Origin of the sequence: Euzebyella saccharophila (genome assembly GCF_014855495.1) — a bacterium.
Lineage (GTDB): Bacteria > Bacteroidota > Bacteroidia > Flavobacteriales > Flavobacteriaceae > Euzebyella > Euzebyella saccharophila.
Window position 1 is genome coordinate 868594 of record NZ_JACYFJ010000001.1, and the last position, 16777, is coordinate 885370.

Annotated in this window: 14 protein-coding genes; 10 read left to right on the forward strand and 4 right to left on the reverse strand. The window is 39.6% G+C overall.

The window, feature by feature from the left end:
- Positions 1–4: 4 nt before the first annotated feature.
- The 3 genes from IL355_RS03550 to IL355_RS03560 all read right to left on the reverse strand — a co-directional run bounded on the left by IL355_RS03550 (position 5) and on the right by IL355_RS03560 (position 4737).
- Entirely contained in the window at positions 5–2464 is a 2460-nt protein-coding gene (locus IL355_RS03550; RefSeq protein ID WP_192460809.1) for a TonB-dependent receptor, read from the reverse strand.
- A gap of 262 nt (positions 2465–2726) precedes the next feature.
- A complete protein-coding gene (locus tag IL355_RS03555) occupies positions 2727–4076 on the reverse strand; it encodes a GAF domain-containing sensor histidine kinase (protein ID WP_192460810.1) in 1350 nt (449 codons plus the stop codon).
- 229 nt (positions 4077–4305) lie between these two features.
- Positions 4306–4737 (reverse strand): GNAT family N-acetyltransferase, encoded by a 432-nt coding sequence (locus tag IL355_RS03560; protein ID WP_225621099.1) that lies wholly within the window; start codon positions 4735–4737, stop codon positions 4306–4308.
- Between the two features lie 348 nt (positions 4738–5085).
- On the opposite strand from IL355_RS03560, the gene IL355_RS03565 reads away from it, so the two are divergent.
- The 10 genes from IL355_RS03565 to IL355_RS03610 all read left to right on the forward strand — a co-directional run bounded on the left by IL355_RS03565 (position 5086) and on the right by IL355_RS03610 (position 16226).
- Positions 5086–7650, forward strand: coding sequence for a toxin-antitoxin system YwqK family antitoxin (locus IL355_RS03565; RefSeq protein ID WP_192460811.1), 2565 nt, complete (start codon positions 5086–5088; stop codon positions 7648–7650).
- A gap of 162 nt (positions 7651–7812) precedes the next feature.
- On the forward strand, positions 7813–8910 hold the full coding sequence (locus tag IL355_RS03570) for an aminotransferase class I/II-fold pyridoxal phosphate-dependent enzyme (RefSeq protein WP_225621100.1): 1098 nt from the start codon (positions 7813–7815) through the stop codon (positions 8908–8910).
- A gap of 3 nt (positions 8911–8913) precedes the next feature.
- Entirely contained in the window at positions 8914–9291 is a 378-nt protein-coding gene (locus tag IL355_RS03575) for a putative signal transducing protein (protein WP_192460813.1), read from the forward strand.
- A 9-nt stretch (positions 9292–9300) separates the two neighbouring features.
- Positions 9301–9918 carry a dethiobiotin synthase gene (gene bioD, locus IL355_RS03580; protein ID WP_192460814.1) on the forward strand — a complete coding sequence of 206 codons (618 nt, stop codon included), beginning with the start codon at positions 9301–9303 and terminating at the stop codon, positions 9916–9918.
- Between the two features lie 84 nt (positions 9919–10002).
- Positions 10003–11286, forward strand: coding sequence for an adenosylmethionine--8-amino-7-oxononanoate transaminase (gene bioA, locus IL355_RS03585; protein ID WP_192460815.1), 1284 nt, complete (start codon positions 10003–10005; stop codon positions 11284–11286).
- Positions 11287–11300: 14 nt separating this feature from the next.
- Complete coding sequence (locus IL355_RS03590) at positions 11301–12467, forward strand: beta-ketoacyl synthase N-terminal-like domain-containing protein (protein WP_192460816.1); 1167 nt, start codon at positions 11301–11303, stop codon at positions 12465–12467.
- Between the two features lie 40 nt (positions 12468–12507).
- A complete protein-coding gene (locus IL355_RS03595) occupies positions 12508–13593 on the forward strand; it encodes an AbiH family protein (protein WP_192460817.1) in 1086 nt (361 codons plus the stop codon).
- Between the two features lie 80 nt (positions 13594–13673).
- The gene (gene bioB, locus IL355_RS03600) at positions 13674–14765 is read left to right on the forward strand and encodes a biotin synthase BioB (RefSeq protein WP_192460818.1); all 1092 of its coding nucleotides are present in this window, start codon (positions 13674–13676) and stop codon (positions 14763–14765) included.
- Positions 14766–14846: 81 nt separating this feature from the next.
- Positions 14847–15707 carry a cupin-like domain-containing protein gene (locus IL355_RS03605; RefSeq protein ID WP_225621101.1) on the forward strand — a complete coding sequence of 287 codons (861 nt, stop codon included), beginning with the start codon at positions 14847–14849 and terminating at the stop codon, positions 15705–15707.
- Between the two features lie 18 nt (positions 15708–15725).
- Entirely contained in the window at positions 15726–16226 is a 501-nt protein-coding gene (locus IL355_RS03610; RefSeq protein ID WP_192460819.1) for a DUF6646 family protein, read from the forward strand.
- Positions 16227–16232: 6 nt separating this feature from the next.
- Here IL355_RS03610 and IL355_RS03615 read toward each other — a convergent pair whose 3' ends face one another.
- A complete protein-coding gene (locus tag IL355_RS03615; RefSeq protein ID WP_192461339.1) occupies positions 16233–16700 on the reverse strand; it encodes a regulatory protein RecX in 468 nt (155 codons plus the stop codon).
- Positions 16701–16777: the final 77 nt, after the last annotated feature.

Sequence of the window (16777 nt, forward strand, 5' to 3'; positions counted from 1 at the left end):
CTGTTTAATTCTTATTAATATACTTTAGCTCAAAAAACTCCGGATTCACCAAGTTCAACGATTTTTTATAATAGAAATCAATGATCTCATTTTCCAGATAGGTTTCCAGTTGGTTTACGTTTTCTGTTTTTTCAAACATTTCAAAGGACTTTAATGCATAGTCTTTTTTAAATTCTTTTAAAAATCCAGTTCCCTTTTCAATGTCCGCCATACTGGTAAATTCTGCGAATTGGGTTTCCATCCAACGGTGGCCCACCAGTTTTTCCAGTCGGGTTTGTTGTTCTGCCACTAAGGCCTGATATCGAGGAGCCAAAGCCTTATCCCTTTGGGAATAGTCCTCCTCCTTTTTATTGTGCAACGGGTGCTCGTCTACTTCCAGTTTCTTGGCTACGAACAGGTTCTCCAAGGCCATATCAATTTTTTTCATATCGTCCTGAATACTTGAAATAACGCTGTGCAAAGCTTCTTCATACACTTTCTCAAAGTCGCCAAAGGCATAAAGTTCCGCTAAGAACGTAAGTGCGCTTTCTTTGTACCTGTCTTCTCTTTTTTGCTCTTTAACGGTCGCCAATAGAATTTTAAGTTCGTCCTTTTTAAATTGCGGAATATTGCTAAACGGAGCACTTGTATATACATTGGTGAGCTGCTCATTTAAGCTAGGAATGGTGCCGCTGTAGGTTGCGTTTCTATAGCGAAAGCTTAAAGTATTTTCCTTATTTCTTGGGTCCCGTTCGTTAGGTGATCTGCTACCCGGGTCAATGTCCAACTTAAAATTATCAAAGGCGTAGCTGTACCCAAAGGTGATGGTTAGGTCACGACCGGTATTGAGCTCCGAGTTTCTGAACAACATTAAAAAGTTGAGGTTCAGATTGTGTTTTTTGTATAGGGTATAATTGCTTCCCAACCTAAAGTTGAGCACGTTGTTCTGCTGTTCGCCATTGGCAAAAGAACTGTTGTAGGAACTCGAAAAATTACTCCGCAGTTTTTTATCAAAAAACTGTTTTCCAATGGCCAGTGTGGGGCCTAAAATAAGATTGTTGTCTTCGGCTACTGTATTGTAAGAAACGTTTCCGGCCAAGGAAACATTTAGTGCCTGTTGTGGAAACCCCAATGTATAGGAAGCCACCCCGTTATAAAAAGAATTTTCACCGCCTTCAATGGTCTCGCCCTCTTGTTGATTGGTACTATTTTGATATACCAGGTTGAGGTTGGTACTGTGCTGTTTTGTTTCGGTCTTTTTAAGAATGTAGTTGATTCCCAAATTGGCATTCTGGGAAATCTGCCGGTAATTAAGGGTGTCTACATTATCATAGGCCCCCACTTGGTTGATGTAATCAAACTGGTCCCTGATATTGGTGTACGACTGAAAATTGGAGTAGCTAGCGTTGATGCCCAAACGTTCAGAGGCCGTATAATTGGCGTTGATGGCACTTACTACGCGTTGCTGGTCTGAAGACTTGGCATTGTTAAGGTTGTCGCGCTGCAAACCGGCATTCACGTTAAGATTCAATTTGTTCTCAAAAATGGACTGGCTAGCGTTTACCGTAATGTTCTCCAGGTCATTATTGAAATAATAGGCACCGAGAGTTTTGTAATCGGGGTCGATTCGTTCGTAGCCTACCCCCAAACTTCCGTTTCCGGCCGGGTAGTCAAAAGAAGCGTTCAGCGCATTGTAGTATTGGGTGCTGATATTCTCCTTTAACAAAAAGGAAAGCATACCGGCAGTAGGTCTGTTTTCGGTAAGGCGGGTATCTTCTGTTACCCCAGAAATGGCGTACTCGAAATGAATTCGGGCCTTGTCGAATAGCCTGAATTCGGATTCAAACGATACCACGGCGTTGTCCTTGGGAGAAAGCCCCAACTCAATTGGGAAGGGATTTATCAGAGAATTCTCTTCATCGTTCGCTTTAAAAAGAATAACGCCCAATTTCATAAAATCGAAATCGTAGGCCGTTTTTAGTCCGTAGCCCATTCTCTTAAAAGCCGTAAGGGCTTCTGGATGTTCTTCATCGTACTCCGTTGCCTTTAAAAATCGCCCGTACATGGCACTTATCTGAAATTTTCCTTCGGGATTAAGGTCAAAACCACCACCGGTAAATTGATGCCCTGCTAGCGTGTATGGAGAAAAGGTCATGCTCACATCGCCAATATGCGCAGTGGCCCATTTGTATGAAGGATGCAGGCTCAGTCTATTGAAATTAAATGGATTCGGAAAATCGAACTCTTGGTTGGAATAAGTAAATGATAAGGGAATGCTGTACAGCCCGGCAATATTAAAATTAAGGCTACCTGTTAAATAATAGGTAAATGCCTGTCTGTTGGCGGTGCCATCATAGTACACGGAATTGGCAGCGATGCCTCCATTATAGCGGAGCCATTTCTCCTTGCCCAACTGGTCAAAGTTGATGTTTTGAGAAAATCCTAGCGTACAGCACATCATAAGGGGAACTAAAAACCGGCTCAAATGTGGGTTGTTATGAACGTTAAATATAAGTTAATGCCGACGGGAAAATATAATTTTTTCGATGAAGAACCACCTTGATTTTCAATTTAATGTACCACAACTTGATACCGAAATTTCCTGAGACAGGAAGTTTGTTGGGCTGAAAGGGATTTCTTTAATTGAAAATAAATGCAAAAAAAAATGTGGGTAAAATCCGTCTAAAATGACCAAAACTATTAAAATTGGTATTGAGCCTACTATCCAAAAAAGTTTCTTAAGGTATTTATGGGGTAGGTAGGGAACGTTGTGTTTTCTGATATCTAGGAATCACGATTTTAAAAGTAACCCCTTCGCCTAACTGACCCTTGGCCGTTATATAGCCTTGGTGGTTTTGCACAATTTTTTTTACGATGGCCAGACCAATGCCCGTGCCTTCATATTCTTTACGGTTATGTAGCCTATGAAATATCTTGAAGATTTGCTCTGCATATTTCTGGTCAAAACCAACACCGTTGTCTTTAAACAGTATTCTACAGTACTCCGTGTCCTTTCTTAGGGGAAATTCTTTGATTTGCGTATGATCAATGGTAGCTATATCAACGGAAATTATTGAAGGGACCTTCTTTTTGGCGAATTTGAGGGAGTTTACGATGAGATTGGCAAAAAGCTGTTTAAACTGTGATGGAATCAGTTCTGCGCTGCAATTGCCCTTAATGGTTAAAGTTGCTTTTTTATGTTCAAGCTCTTCAAGAAGGTTGTCCTTTATCTCTTCGGTGATTTCCTGAAAAGAGGTTTCTTCGAATATTTGATTGGATTTCTCCGCTTTGGAATACGAAAGTAAATCTTGGATCAAGGTCTGCATGCGGTTGGCCGCTAACTGCATTCGGTTAAAGCGATAAATTCCTTTTTCGGAAAGATTGGCGCTCTCCGTTGCCAGTATTTGAGAGACGAACGTTTGTATTTTACGCAGGGGTTCCTGCATATCGTGACTGGAAATGTAGGCAAAGGACTGGAGTTCCGAATTCATTTTTTCCAGTTCCCGGTTTTGCAAGGCAAGTTCCTGGGTACGTTGTTCTACCTTAACTTCCAATTCATCGGAAAGGTTTTTTAAATCGCGATTTTTATTCTCAAGCTCCAATTTATTTTTTCGGAGTTCCAATAGGTTCATGACCTGATCGGCCAAAATATTTAAAGCCTCCTTTTGGCTTTGGCTAAGCTCGTGGGGCTGATGGTCTATTACACAGAGAGTGCCAAGAGGTAGTCCGGAAGAATTTTTTAGGGGCACGCCTGCATAAAATACCACTCTGGGCTCTCCCGTCACCAACGGATTGTCAAAAAAGCGGGCATCTTCCCGAGAATCCTTGACCGTAAAAATCTTTTCGTGGGTATGAATGGCATGGGCGCAGAACGCTTGGTCTTTTGGGGTTTCCCTAATATTTAGACCGTGGTGGGATTTGAACCATTGCCTATGGTCGTCCAACAGCGTAATCAGGGAAATGGGGGTTTGGCAGATTTCAGCGGCCAGTTTGGTTAAATTATCATAATCCTCCTCTGGCAACGTATCTAAAATGGAATAGGAGTCTAGAAGCTTGAGCCTTTCCTCTTCCTTTTCATGGTCTTCTGCTGTCTTCATGTTCCCAAAGTTAAGCAAGTGGATTATTTATCAAAATTATCTGTGGAGTTGTTATGCATAATTTTTGCGGAAGTATTGTATTGGCAATACCTTTTTCATGGTAATAGTTCTTATTTTAGTTGGATTATGTTCCAGTGAACATCATCTACAATATAATCTGATAAAACTTCAAAACCAATCTTTTTATGGGCAGCCATAGACCGTTGGTTGGTAGCATCCACTTCGGTGATTATAGAAGAAAATTTGGGATTACATACCTCTTCATGGTTTTATACAGTTCTCTAAATACGCCTTTTTTTCTGTGGGCCTTATCCACACAAATTTGACCCATGGCCATGTAATTCTCGATCTTGGGTTCCAGATTTTCCATTTCGGCAAACATGGGCTTAAGAACTTCAATACGGTCTGCAAATTTAGGGTGCATGCATAGTGCGTAGGCAATCACTTTACCATGGTATTTGGCAATGATATGGGCACAGGTTTCGTTCATCTCCTTTAAAATTTCAAAGGAGTGTACGACGGTTACAAAGCCTTCTTTCAATTTTTCATCTTCAGAAAGCGAAACCGCAAGATTTCTTCGTTGCAAGTCTAGAATTTGCAGAAGTTCACTATCGGTGTTACATCTGGTAAATTCAATTTCGGTCAATGCGTCTATTGCCATAAGGTTTAGAGAAGTTTAATTTAACCTCCAATATAGTATTTAAAAGCAACCTTTTGTAGCTTGCTGAATTCAGATAATGTACAATTCAGCTTTTGGAAAGATAACTAGGGCGATATTACGATCTGCTCAAAAAAATCTAATTTCTTTTTCACTACCAGATATTCAGAATGAATTTTCTAAACAGAGTACAGTTGGTTATTCTAACTTCAGGTAGTATGTAATTTATCTCTCTTCATTTAGGCAATAAAAACAACAGTATTTTGGTTTAAAAAAAACCCCTGAAAAAAGGGAGTAATAAAAAATGAACACCCCCTAAATTTGTTCCCATATTACTTTAAGCTTTTAATCATGTCTTTTACTTTTAAAAATTTCCTTTTTCTTGTAGTCTATATTTTCGGACTTCATGTCCTTAACGCACAAAATGACACTATCTACTATAACAGTAAGTGGAAAGTTGTTCAAGAAAAGGATAGTGCTTTGTTCTATAGGCTGCCCATAACCAAACAGGGAGACCTTTACCAATTTCAGGATTACTACATTTCCCGGGCCAAACAAATGGTTGGATATTCCTTATTGCCCAACAAGGAAAAATGGCAAGGTACGGTCACTTGGTATAAGGAAGATGGTTCCATCTATCAGCAAGGCAACTACGATCAAGGATACCTACATGGTAATTTTATTACCTATTTAAATGGTAAAAAACTTACTGCCAACTACGAGCGGGGTGTTTATATTTCGGGGAAGAGAAATACCGTCTACGGAGACCAAATGATGTATACGGAGAAGGAGGGTGATACCATTAGGGAAGTAATACATCAAAATAATATCAACGGTATTAGATTGGAACGTGTGGGTACACCTGACACCTACGAAGTCTACACCAATTACTATGGTAAGGACGGAAAATTAATAGGCCGAAAAACCAAAAATTCCAGAGGGGATATAAAAGGGGAAGAGGTCTTTTATTATTACAACCCTATGCGGGTACAATCAATTAAATACTACAGTAGGAATCAGGTTTTTGGCCAAACAGACTATTACCCCAATGAACAGGTCAGGGCCTTATTTCAAAAAGAACCCAAATTACAACACACGTATTTTACTCCGGAAGGGAAGCAAATGGGAGTAGTGGAATATAGGGTGGATCGGTATGGGAAACGCCCTGAAAATGGAACAAGCTATTTATTTGGTTATGGGCAGATGAAGAATGACTATGCCGGTGATTATGAAATTCAAAGAAAGACGGTTTACAAGGATGGTAAAATTAATGAGGAAGCCATTTACTACTCCAACGGAAAACTAAAAAGCCTTACGAGCTATAGCGAAGGGTACAAAAACCTTCAAATTAGTTATTACGAGAGCGGGAAAGAGATGGCTCGAATGGAATACAAGAATTATTCACCTTTTAATGGTACAGAATTCTATAATGGTGGAAAACGAACTTTTAAGGAAGGGGTATTGATTAAGGAAATTGTATATCACCCTAAAACTGAAAAAACCCAAATTGAGAAAACTAATGAAAAAGAGGTTTTTTATGATATGGATGGGAATCTTTTGGGGGAGCTCCTTCTAAGTAATACTGGTTCCTATCCAAAACCGGACAGTGGTCAAAGGTTTTCTTTTGATTACTACACTTCAAAAGTCAATGGCATAGAGGAGTATAAAGAAGGTAACTTAATTAGAAAAACCTCATGGAGAAATAGAAAAATTACCGAAGATACTACCCATACCTTTAAAAGAATTGAAGAATATGAAGAAGATGGTTTTAATAAAGTTAGGGAGGTTACTTTTTATAGCAATGGGGAAAAACAAAGTGAAACCGATTTTAAAAAGTACAATCCAGTAAAAGGCGTTTTCTATGATAAAAATGGTAAGATACTAGGAAGCTTCGATTTTGAAAAAAAGGAGGGAACTAGATATAAATTCTTTAATGATTCCGATTGGGTAAACGAGTACGAAGTCATAAAAAACGGACAACAGCTGGCTTATAGAAAGTATGATTACGGTTATAGTTCTGCCTACGGCAATATAGACCCTGTTTTGGTTGAGGATATAGATATTAACTGTTGTGCTTCCTTTTATGATCGCGAAGGTAGTTTAATTGCTAAAGTGGAGTTCAAAGATCAGAAGCCATGGGCAGGTACCTATTATGACACGGCAACTAGGGAGCTTTATGAAATTAAGGAAGGGAAGAAATCCGGAGTGTATCAAAAACTGGACTATAATAAAAATGTACTGGAAGAAGGTACCTATACAAAAGGTTTAAAGGAAGGGGTGTTCAAAAAATTCACCTATAACGGAGTGCTAACTGCCAAAGAAATATATAAGGAGGATCAACTAGATGGAATAGCTACTTATTACAATAATGATGGGGAGAAAATAGCCCAAATGGAGTATATAAACGGTGCACCATTTGATGGTGTTAGGAGCATAAAAACCAATTATAATAAAGAAAATAGCCTGGAAACCTATAGGGATGGTGCTCTGGTGAAAGAAGAAACCATATCAAAACAAGGGCGATTGGTAAAGAATTTTAAGAATGCAAATGAATCAAATTGTGAATGGTATTATCCAAATAGCGAAAAATTAAAATATAGCTTTCAACTTAAGGATGGTTATTTGGACGGTTCGGTTGTTAAATATGGATTAGATGGTGACATAATAGCCAAGGCCAATTTGGATAAGGGCAAGCTGCTAAGTGGTATTATTTTCTTGCAGAAACCTTACAATGCCAAAAACATCAAATACTATTCCCTTAAGATGGAAAAGGACTATCTGTACATGGATCTTTACGGAGAAGAAGATGAGGTTCTTTATGCCGCCAAAGAAAAACTCTATTTGGGTGAGCAGGCTTATTTTGCGCAAAATCTTGGTTTTGATATGTCCTATTTCAAAGAAACCCATTTATATTAAAATTTAGTGTTAGTGAGAAGTCCCTATGGTTGTATCTTTTGACCGGAAGGACTTTTTTTGTTGTTTGTTGGAATCAGGGAACCGGTAAACCCCTAATTTTGCTAAATGGTGTCTTTTCCTTCTAAATTACTGAAAAAGCTAGAGCAAAGAAAAATTGAGAATATGCTCAGGAAACTTCCAGAGAAGAACAATGCTCTTATCGATTTTTCTTCGAACGATTATTTGGGTTTGGCGAGAAATCCAAAAGTTTCAGAGGTCGGCGCTCGTATTCTTGAGAACGAAGATAGTGCTGAAAATGGGGCTACCGGTTCTCGCTTGATTACCGGTAACCATGGGCTCTATACCAAAACCGAGAAAATGTTAGCCGATTTTCATCATTGCGCTTCTGCTTTGGTTTTTAATTCTGGTTACGATGCCAACTTAGGTTTTTTTGCTTCCGTACCACAACGTGGGGATGTGGTTTTCTATGACGAATTGATTCATGCCAGTATCCGGGATGGTATTTCCCTCGGAAATGCCCAAAAGCAGAAATTCCTCCATAATAATCTTAAGAATTTAGAAGAGAAAATTCGAAAAGAGAAAAGCAAGCTGCTGCCTGATGCCGAAATTTATGTGGTTACGGAATCTGTATTTTCCATGGATGGTGATTCCCCCAATTTATTAAAGATGGCTGCTATTTGTAAGGAATACCAATGTAACCTAGTTGTGGATGAAGCGCACAGCGTGGGAGTTCTTGGAAAAACGGGTAAGGGTCTGGTGCCACATTTGGGTATTGAAAAGGAAGTTTTTGCGAGAATCGTCACTTTTGGCAAGGCCATTGGCTGCCATGGGGCCGCCATTCTTGGAAGTGAATATTTAAAGGAATACTTGACAAACTTTGCCCGTAGCTTCATTTATACCACAGGCTTGCCGCCACACTCCTTGGCCAATATTCAGGCGGCACATCAGCAGATGGCAAATTCAGATAGTGTGATAAGACTTCAAGAAAATATCGGTTTTTTTAAGTCGGAAATTAAAAGAATGGGCTTGGGGCATCGGTTTATAGATAGCCAATCTGCCATTCATTGTCTGAAAATGGGAAATGTTGAAGTGGCCAAAAATGCATCCGCAAAATTAAAGGAAGCACATTTTGATGTCAGGGCCATATTATCCCCAACTGTTCCTTTGGGAGAAGAAGGACTGCGGATATGTCTCCACAGTTTTAATACCAAGGCACAAATGGAAGATTTGCTAATTTTATTGAAAGGATTATCTGAATAGTGAATGACAGGCAAATTCTATACGTTGGCTTCTTTTGAATATCCTGCTGATGTTCAAATTGTAAAAAGTAAGTTGGAATCTGAAGGTATTTCGGTCTTTCTTCGAGATGAGAATACGTTGAATTCAGACCCCATTATAAGCAACGCTATTGGTGGTGTAAAACTTCAGGTTTATACTGAAGATAAGGACAAGGCCATATCCATTTATGATGAGATTAGGGCATATGCTTTGGATGAGGAGGGAAATGTACGGGTGTGTCCCAATTGTAGGGCCCAACGCTCCGAGGTTTTCTATAAAAGACAGGGTCTTTTGCATAAACTTTTTCCGTTTTTGGAGAAAAGAAAATACAAATGCCTAAATTGTGGCATGATCACTAATTAAAATTACCCTATGACACAATTTTTCGTAACAGGAATTTCTACGGAAGTAGGAAAAACCATTGCTTCGGCCATAATTGCAGAGGCTATGGAGGCAGACTATTGGAAACCGGTTCAAGCCGGAGAACTTGACCATACAGATAGTGATAAGGTGAAGGCCTTATTGTCTAACACAAAGTCTAAGATCCATGATAGCAGTTACGAATTAAAAGACCCTATGAGTCCCCATGCGGCAGCCGAGAATGAAGGCGTTTATATTGATCGTGAACATATTAAGGAGCCACAAACTAACAATCATTTGGTGATTGAAGGCTGTGGCGGTATCCTCGTTCCTTTTAATGATAGTGATACCGTATTGGATATCATTATGCCTACTCATAAGGTAGTGGTGGTTTCAAGGCATTATTTGGGAAGTATTAACCACAGTCTACTGACCATTAATTGGTTAATGCAAAAAGGCTACGATGTTTCCGTACTTTTCAGTGGAAACGCGAATCCTCAGACCGAAAATATTATTCTTCACAAAACTGGGGTTTCCATGATAGGCCGTATTGAAGAGGAGGATACTTTTGATAAGGCTGTTATTAAAAAATATGCTGATAAATTCAAGCCTATTTTAGAGACTTTATAATAAGCACTCGCTTATTGAACGTTCAAATTCTATAGAAAGAAGTCCATTTTTCCCCATCTTTGCATGATGGAAAATGAACGTGACATGACGGTATTGGAATCCGAAAGTATTTCCAAAAGGGACCAAAAACACATTTGGCACCCCTTGACCCAACACAAATTGCATCCAAAAATGTTGGGTATTAAAAGGGCCAAGGGAGCCCTTTTATATGACGAGAATGGTAAGGATTATATAGACGGAATCTCTTCATGGTATACCAGTGTTTATGGGCATTGCAATGACTATATATTGGAAAAGGTGCAAGCGCAAATGCAGCAATTGGACCAAGTAGTCTTTAGTGGTTTCACCCATGAGCCTGCAGTAAAATTGTCTGAGGCGCTAATTAAGGTTCTGCCTAATAACCATCAAAAGCTTTTCTTTTCCGATAATGGTTCCACGGCTACCGAAATTGGAATTAAAATGGCGTTGCAATACCATTTTAATAAAGGGGAAAAGAGGCCTGTTTTATTAGCATTTGAAGAGGGTTTTCATGGCGATACCTTTGGGGCCATGTCCGTTTCGGGCCTGTCGGTCTACAACGGTCCGTTTGAAGATTTCTTTATCCAGGTAGAGCGGATACCTGTTCCCACCAAAGAAAATATAGGTGAGGTATTAAAGCAGCTGGAAGGTCGGTTGCAGAAAAATGATATTGCCGGCTTTATCTATGAACCCCTCGTACAAGGTGCAGCAGCCATGAAAATGCATGCCCCAGAAGATCTGAACCAGGTTTTAGAGCTGATCAAAAAACATGGGGTTTTGGCCATTGCCGATGAGGTAATGACCGGCTTTGGAAAAACAGGTAAAAATTTTGCTTCGGAATATTTGCAGACCCCGCCTGATATCATTTGCATGAGTAAAGCCCTTACGGCAGGTCTGCTTCCTATGGCGGTAACGAGCTGCACTCAAGAGGTGTACGATGCCTTTTATAGCGATGATATTGCTAAAGGTTTGTTCCATGGCCATACCTACACAGCTAATCCGTTGGCCTGTACGGCTGCCCTTGCCGGATTACAATTGCTACAGTCCGAAGAAATTCAAGAAAACATCCAACGGATTATCCGTAGTCATCAAGAGTTTGACGAAAAGCTGAACAACCATCCAAAAGTGGCCTCCACGCGCCAATGCGGAATTATTTATGCGCTCGACTTAAATGTAAAAATGGAACGCTATGGGAATCTAAGAGACCGTTTGTTCAAGCATTTTATGGATAACGGCGTATTTTTGAGGCCTCTAGGAAATACCATATATATTTCTGCTCCCTACATCATTTCCGAAACACAGTTACAAAAAATTTACGATACCATTATCGAGGTTTTGGATATCGTTTAAGACGACTTTTAGTAGTGAAACAACCCATATCAATTACGTCAGTATCCTCTATTTCCCCATTAGGTAGTGATTTGGAATCTACCTGGGAAGCTTATTTAAACGGCCAACATTATTTGACTAAAAAGCGTTTTGGAGACCAAAAGGAATGGGTTTCGGCCATTCAACAAGAAGACATTCAGAAAATTAATGAAATCAAAAATGCCGATCCAAAATACAGGAGTTTGGATAAAACCGTTCTATATGCACTTTTCGCGGCTAGAAAAGCTGTTTCCATGGCTGGATGGCAATTAGGGGATGATTTTGGAATCAATATCGGCTCTTCAAGAGGGGCAACCGAGCTTTTTGAAACCTACCATGAAGAATTTTTGGCCAACGGAAAAAATTCTACCCTCTCATCGCCTACCACTACTTTGGGAAATATCTCTTCGTGGTTGGCACACGACCTAAAGACCCATGGCCCTGAAATATCCCATTCCATCACCTGTTCAACAGGCCTCCATGCCGTTTTAAATGGGGTTGCTTGGCTGCAAAGTGGTATGGCCCATAAATTTCTGGTAGGTGGTAGCGAGGCACCTTTAACGCCCTTTACCATTTCCCAAATGAAAGCCTTAAAGGTGTACTCAAGACGTGGTTTACACGAAGAGGTGAATTTTCCTTGTTTGGCCTTGGAGATGGAAAAAAAGGAGAATACCATGGTGCTAGGTGAGGGAGCCTCGGTTGCTTGTTTAGAGGTCGGGGAAAAGAAGAATGCCTTGGCTCAAATTGTTGGTGTGGGGTATGCCACAGAACCCTTAAAACACAATATTTCCATTTCAACCGATGCCCTTTGTTTCCAGCGTTCGATGAAGATGGCCTTGGGCGATATTTCACCCAGTGAGGTAGACGTAGTGGTTATGCATGCCCCTGGAACGATAAAAGGCGATTCCTCAGAAATAAAGGCTATCAAGAAGATTTTCGGGGGTAATTTGCCGCTGATGACCACCAATAAGTGGAAATTAGGGCACACCTTTGCCAGCTCTGGTGTTTTAAGTCTTGAATTGGCTGTTCTAATGCTTCAAGAGCAGTGTTTAATTTCGACTCCGTTTCAAACTATTAGCGATGTTAAAAAGCTAAAAAGAATAATGGTGAATGCCGTAGGTTTTGGTGGGAATGCAGTGAGCGTTTTGATTGATAAGCCATAATTATTAAAATTATCTGTTTTTAAAGTTTATTTTAGTAAGCATGAATAGACTTGTTTTAATTGGAAATGGTTTTGATTTGGCTCATGGCTTCAAGACAAGTTATAGTGACTTCATTTTAGACTATTTTCAAAACGCCATAGGTGAATTTTTCAAGGAGGATGTATATTCTGATGATTTGTTTGAGTTGAGTTATGGAGATTCTTTTTATAGATTTGATAAGAGTAAATTAGATACACCAACTACACTTCAGGAGGTTAGAGATATTATCGAAGGTTTTATTTCGTCATCCTCAGGCCATTATGTTAAGGTTAAGGTCAAGTTTGGTTCTAAATTCTTTAAGGAGATTTTCGACAACTTTTGCAATCTACGCTGGGTTGATATCGAAAATTTATATTTTGATCATCTGTGTAAACTAAAGAATGAAGCTGAGATCATTCATTTAAATGAACAGTTTGCTTGTTTAACCGAAATATTGGAGAAGTATTTGGTTAAGCTAAGGTTAGATAAAAAGGATTTTGTTCCTTCGAGTTATTCTAGGATTTTTACTAGTGCAATTAGAAAAGAAGATGTTTTAGTAAAGGGAATAGGTTCAGATTTAGTTCCTGAAAATCTGGTTGTTTTAAATTTTAATTACACTGCCACTGTTTGGAATTACCTTAACCATGTTGGAGGTAAAATTGAAAATGTAGACCATATTTATATTCACGGAGAGTTGGAAGATGATGAAAACCCTATAGTACTCGGATTTGGTGATGAGATGGACGAGGAATACAGAAAGTTTGAGAAATTAAGGAATAATGACCTGTTTAAACATATCAAGTCTTTTAAATATTCTCAGACCTCTAATTATTGGAGTTTAATAAGATTTGTTCAGTCAGATGAATTTCAAGTTGTTGTTGCCGGTCACTCTTGTGGTTTATCGGATAGAACAATGTTAAAAGAAATATTTGAGCATGAAAATTGTCTTTCAATTAAAGTTTATTTTTATAAAAGGGAAGACGGTAGCGATGACTATACCGATAAGAGTTATGAGATTTCAAGACATTTTGAAGATAAGGGTTTGATGAGAAAAAAATTAGTACCTAAAGGGCAGTCCGAACCGTTACCAAAACCTAGATGTAGATAGAAAATATTAAAACAACACTGCTGGTAATAAGAAGAAAGACAAAAGCATTTCCTATTTTTGACCCAGATTTAGATAAGACTATGAGCGAACAAAAGCACGATTGGACCAAAGAGGAAATTCTTGAAATCTACAACAAACCGCTAATGGAACTGCTTTATGAAGCGGCCACGGTACATAGAAAATTTCATGATCCCAATACGGTTCAGGTCTCAACTCTGTTATCTATAAAAACGGGTGGTTGCCCAGAAGACTGTGGTTATTGCCCGCAAGCGGCGCGCTACCACACAGATATTGAGGGCAATGATTTAATGCAGGTTTCCCATGTAAAGGCCCAAGCCTTACGCGCTAAAGCTTCAGGTAGTTCAAGGGTTTGTATGGGGGCTGCTTGGAGAAATGTAAAGGACGGTCCAGAATTCGATCAAGTCTTGGAAATGGTGCGTACCATTAACAAATTGGATATGGAGGTTTGCTGTACCTTGGGTATGTTGACCGAAAACCAGGCAAAAAGATTGGCGGAAGCCGGTCTATATGCCTACAACCATAATTTAGATACTTCCGAAGATTATTATAAAGACGTGATTTCTACCCGTGCTTTTGAAGACCGTTTGGAAACTATAGACAACGTTCGTAAGAGCAATGTTACCGTTTGTAGCGGGGGTATCATTGGTATGGGAGAAGCAATAGAGGATCGTGCCGGCATGTTGGTGGCATTGGCTACTCTAAATCCGCAACCGGAATCTGTACCAATTAATGCCCTTGTGGCCGTGGAAGGCACGCCAATGGAAGATATGGAGCCAGTTTCCATTTGGGAAATGGTGCGTATGGTGGCCACTACGAGAATTGTAATGCCGGAAACGCAAGTGAGGTTGTCCGCAGGGCGTACCCAAATGAGCAGGGAAGGGCAGGCCATGTGTTTCTTCGCTGGAGCCAACTCCATTTTTGCCGGAGATAAATTGTTGACCACTCCTAATCCTGATGTAAACGAGGATATGGAAATGTTCAAGTTGTTGGGCCTCAATCCTCAAAAACCTTTTACGAAGGTAAGTCAGCCACAAAGCGTAGAGGCGGAGGACTCCCAACACCAGCCTTTGGGAGAAAAGCCCAAATGGAGCAGACCGGGTCATACCATTACCAGAAATGAGGAGGCAAAAGCCAAGACCAAATTGGTATAGTAAAATAGCATGAGGTTAATTTTAAGAAAATCTTTACAAAAGGTTAATTAAATTTGTCTCGGAAAACGCAATCGTATACTATTGAAGTTAGAAGCTATTCCACGGGTAAGTTCCATTACTAAGGAAGATTTTATCAAGCACTATTTCAAGCCTCAGAAACCGGTAGTTCTAGAAAATTCTGTAGAACACTGGCCAGCCATAAAAAAATGGAGTTTGGGCTATATGAAAGATGTGGCGGGAGATATAACGGTGCCTCTTTATGATGATAGACCTGTAAATCATGAAGATGGTTTTAACGAGCCGCATGCCCAGATGAAAATGGCAGATTATATAGATTTGCTAAAAAAGGAGCCTACCCGTTACAGGATTTTTCTATGGAACATTTTAAAGGAGGTGCCAGCACTTCAGCAGGACTATGATTTTCCGGATTTTGGATTAAAATTGAAAAGGAAATTGCCCATGCTTTTCTTTGGAGGACGGGACTCCTACACGTTTATGCACTATGATATTGATTTGGCCAATATCTTTCATTTTCATTTTGAGGGAGCCAAGGAATGTATCTTATTCCCGCCTGAGGAAACCAAGTACCTGTACAAGGTTCCACACTCTTTGATTACGCATGAAAGTATAGATTTCTCTAAGCCTGATTTTGAAAAATGGCCGGGATTAAAAAAAGCTTCCGGATATAGAACGGAATTAAAACATGGAGAGGTACTCTACATGCCTGAGGGCTATTGGCATTATATGAAATATAAAACTCCAGGGTTTAGTATGAGCTTAAGGGCATGGCCCAAAAACCCCTTCAATTTTGCCAAAGGGGTCTATAATATTTTCATAATGCGTAGTTTTGATATCGCTATGCGAAAAATAAAAGGTCAGAAATGGATCGATTATAAAAACAGCAGAGCTGTTGAACGTACCAACCGTATTCTATCGGGCTAAAATTTATTAAAGTAGTTTATGAAGAAGTTAGTTATATCATCAATAGTTACATTTTTTACAATTGTTATCGTTTCTGCTCAGGCATACGAAGGCCGTGGGGATCAAAAGTTCCAAGTAGGTGCCAACTTGCAAAATAACGGAACGGGAATTGTTGCCTCTTATGACTATGGTTTGGGCGAGAACATATCTGTGGGCGCCGTATCTTCCTATTTGTTGGGAATAGCAGAAGGAATAGATGATGATACTAGAGAGCGTTTTGATGCTAAAGTGCGCTTTAGTGCGCATTTGGGGCCAATTATTGACGTTACTCCCGCCTTTGATCTGTACCCCGGTTTGGATTTAGGGCTCAAGAATTTTGGGTTTCATACAGGGGCACGCTATTTCTTTTCAGAAGGTCTAGGTGTTTATACGGAATTAGGTTTTCCAATTGCCAAGTATCAAACAGAAGATCTTACCCTATCCGATAAATTTCACAATCAATTTAATGTGAATATTGGGGTTTCTTTCAACTTCCTATAATAGAAACTAAGGGATAAGTTCGTAAATTTTATCGTAGACCAGTTGGTGCTCCCAGCCCCTATATAAAAGGTAGTCGGCTAATTTTTTTCGTTTTTTCTGCGGATTCTTTTCTGAAATCTGAGCAAGCCTTTTTTGGGACAGTTCGTTAAAAGTTTTTAAATAGTCAGTGTCTTCAATTTCTTTTAGGGCCGTTTTAATGTTGTAGGGGGAGATGTGCCTAGCTTTTAGCTCGTGCATAATCCTGTTTTTGCCCCACTTTTTGATGTTGAACTTCCCCCGTGCAAAACTCTGGGCAAACCGCTCTTCATTAAGGTAATTCTGATCGATCAAGTGCACGATTATTTGGTCAATGGCTTGGGGTATCATACGCATTCCCCTTAATTTTTCTTCCACCTCTTTGTGGCAACGTTCCTGGTAGGCACAGAATTGTTCCAACTTATGTGTAGCTTCTTGTACGGTGTAGCCTTTTATCATTTCTATGGTACTTCTAGGGCTAAGTTCTACCAAAGGTAGTTCACTATTGGGTACAAAAAAAGCGGCTTCCATCATAT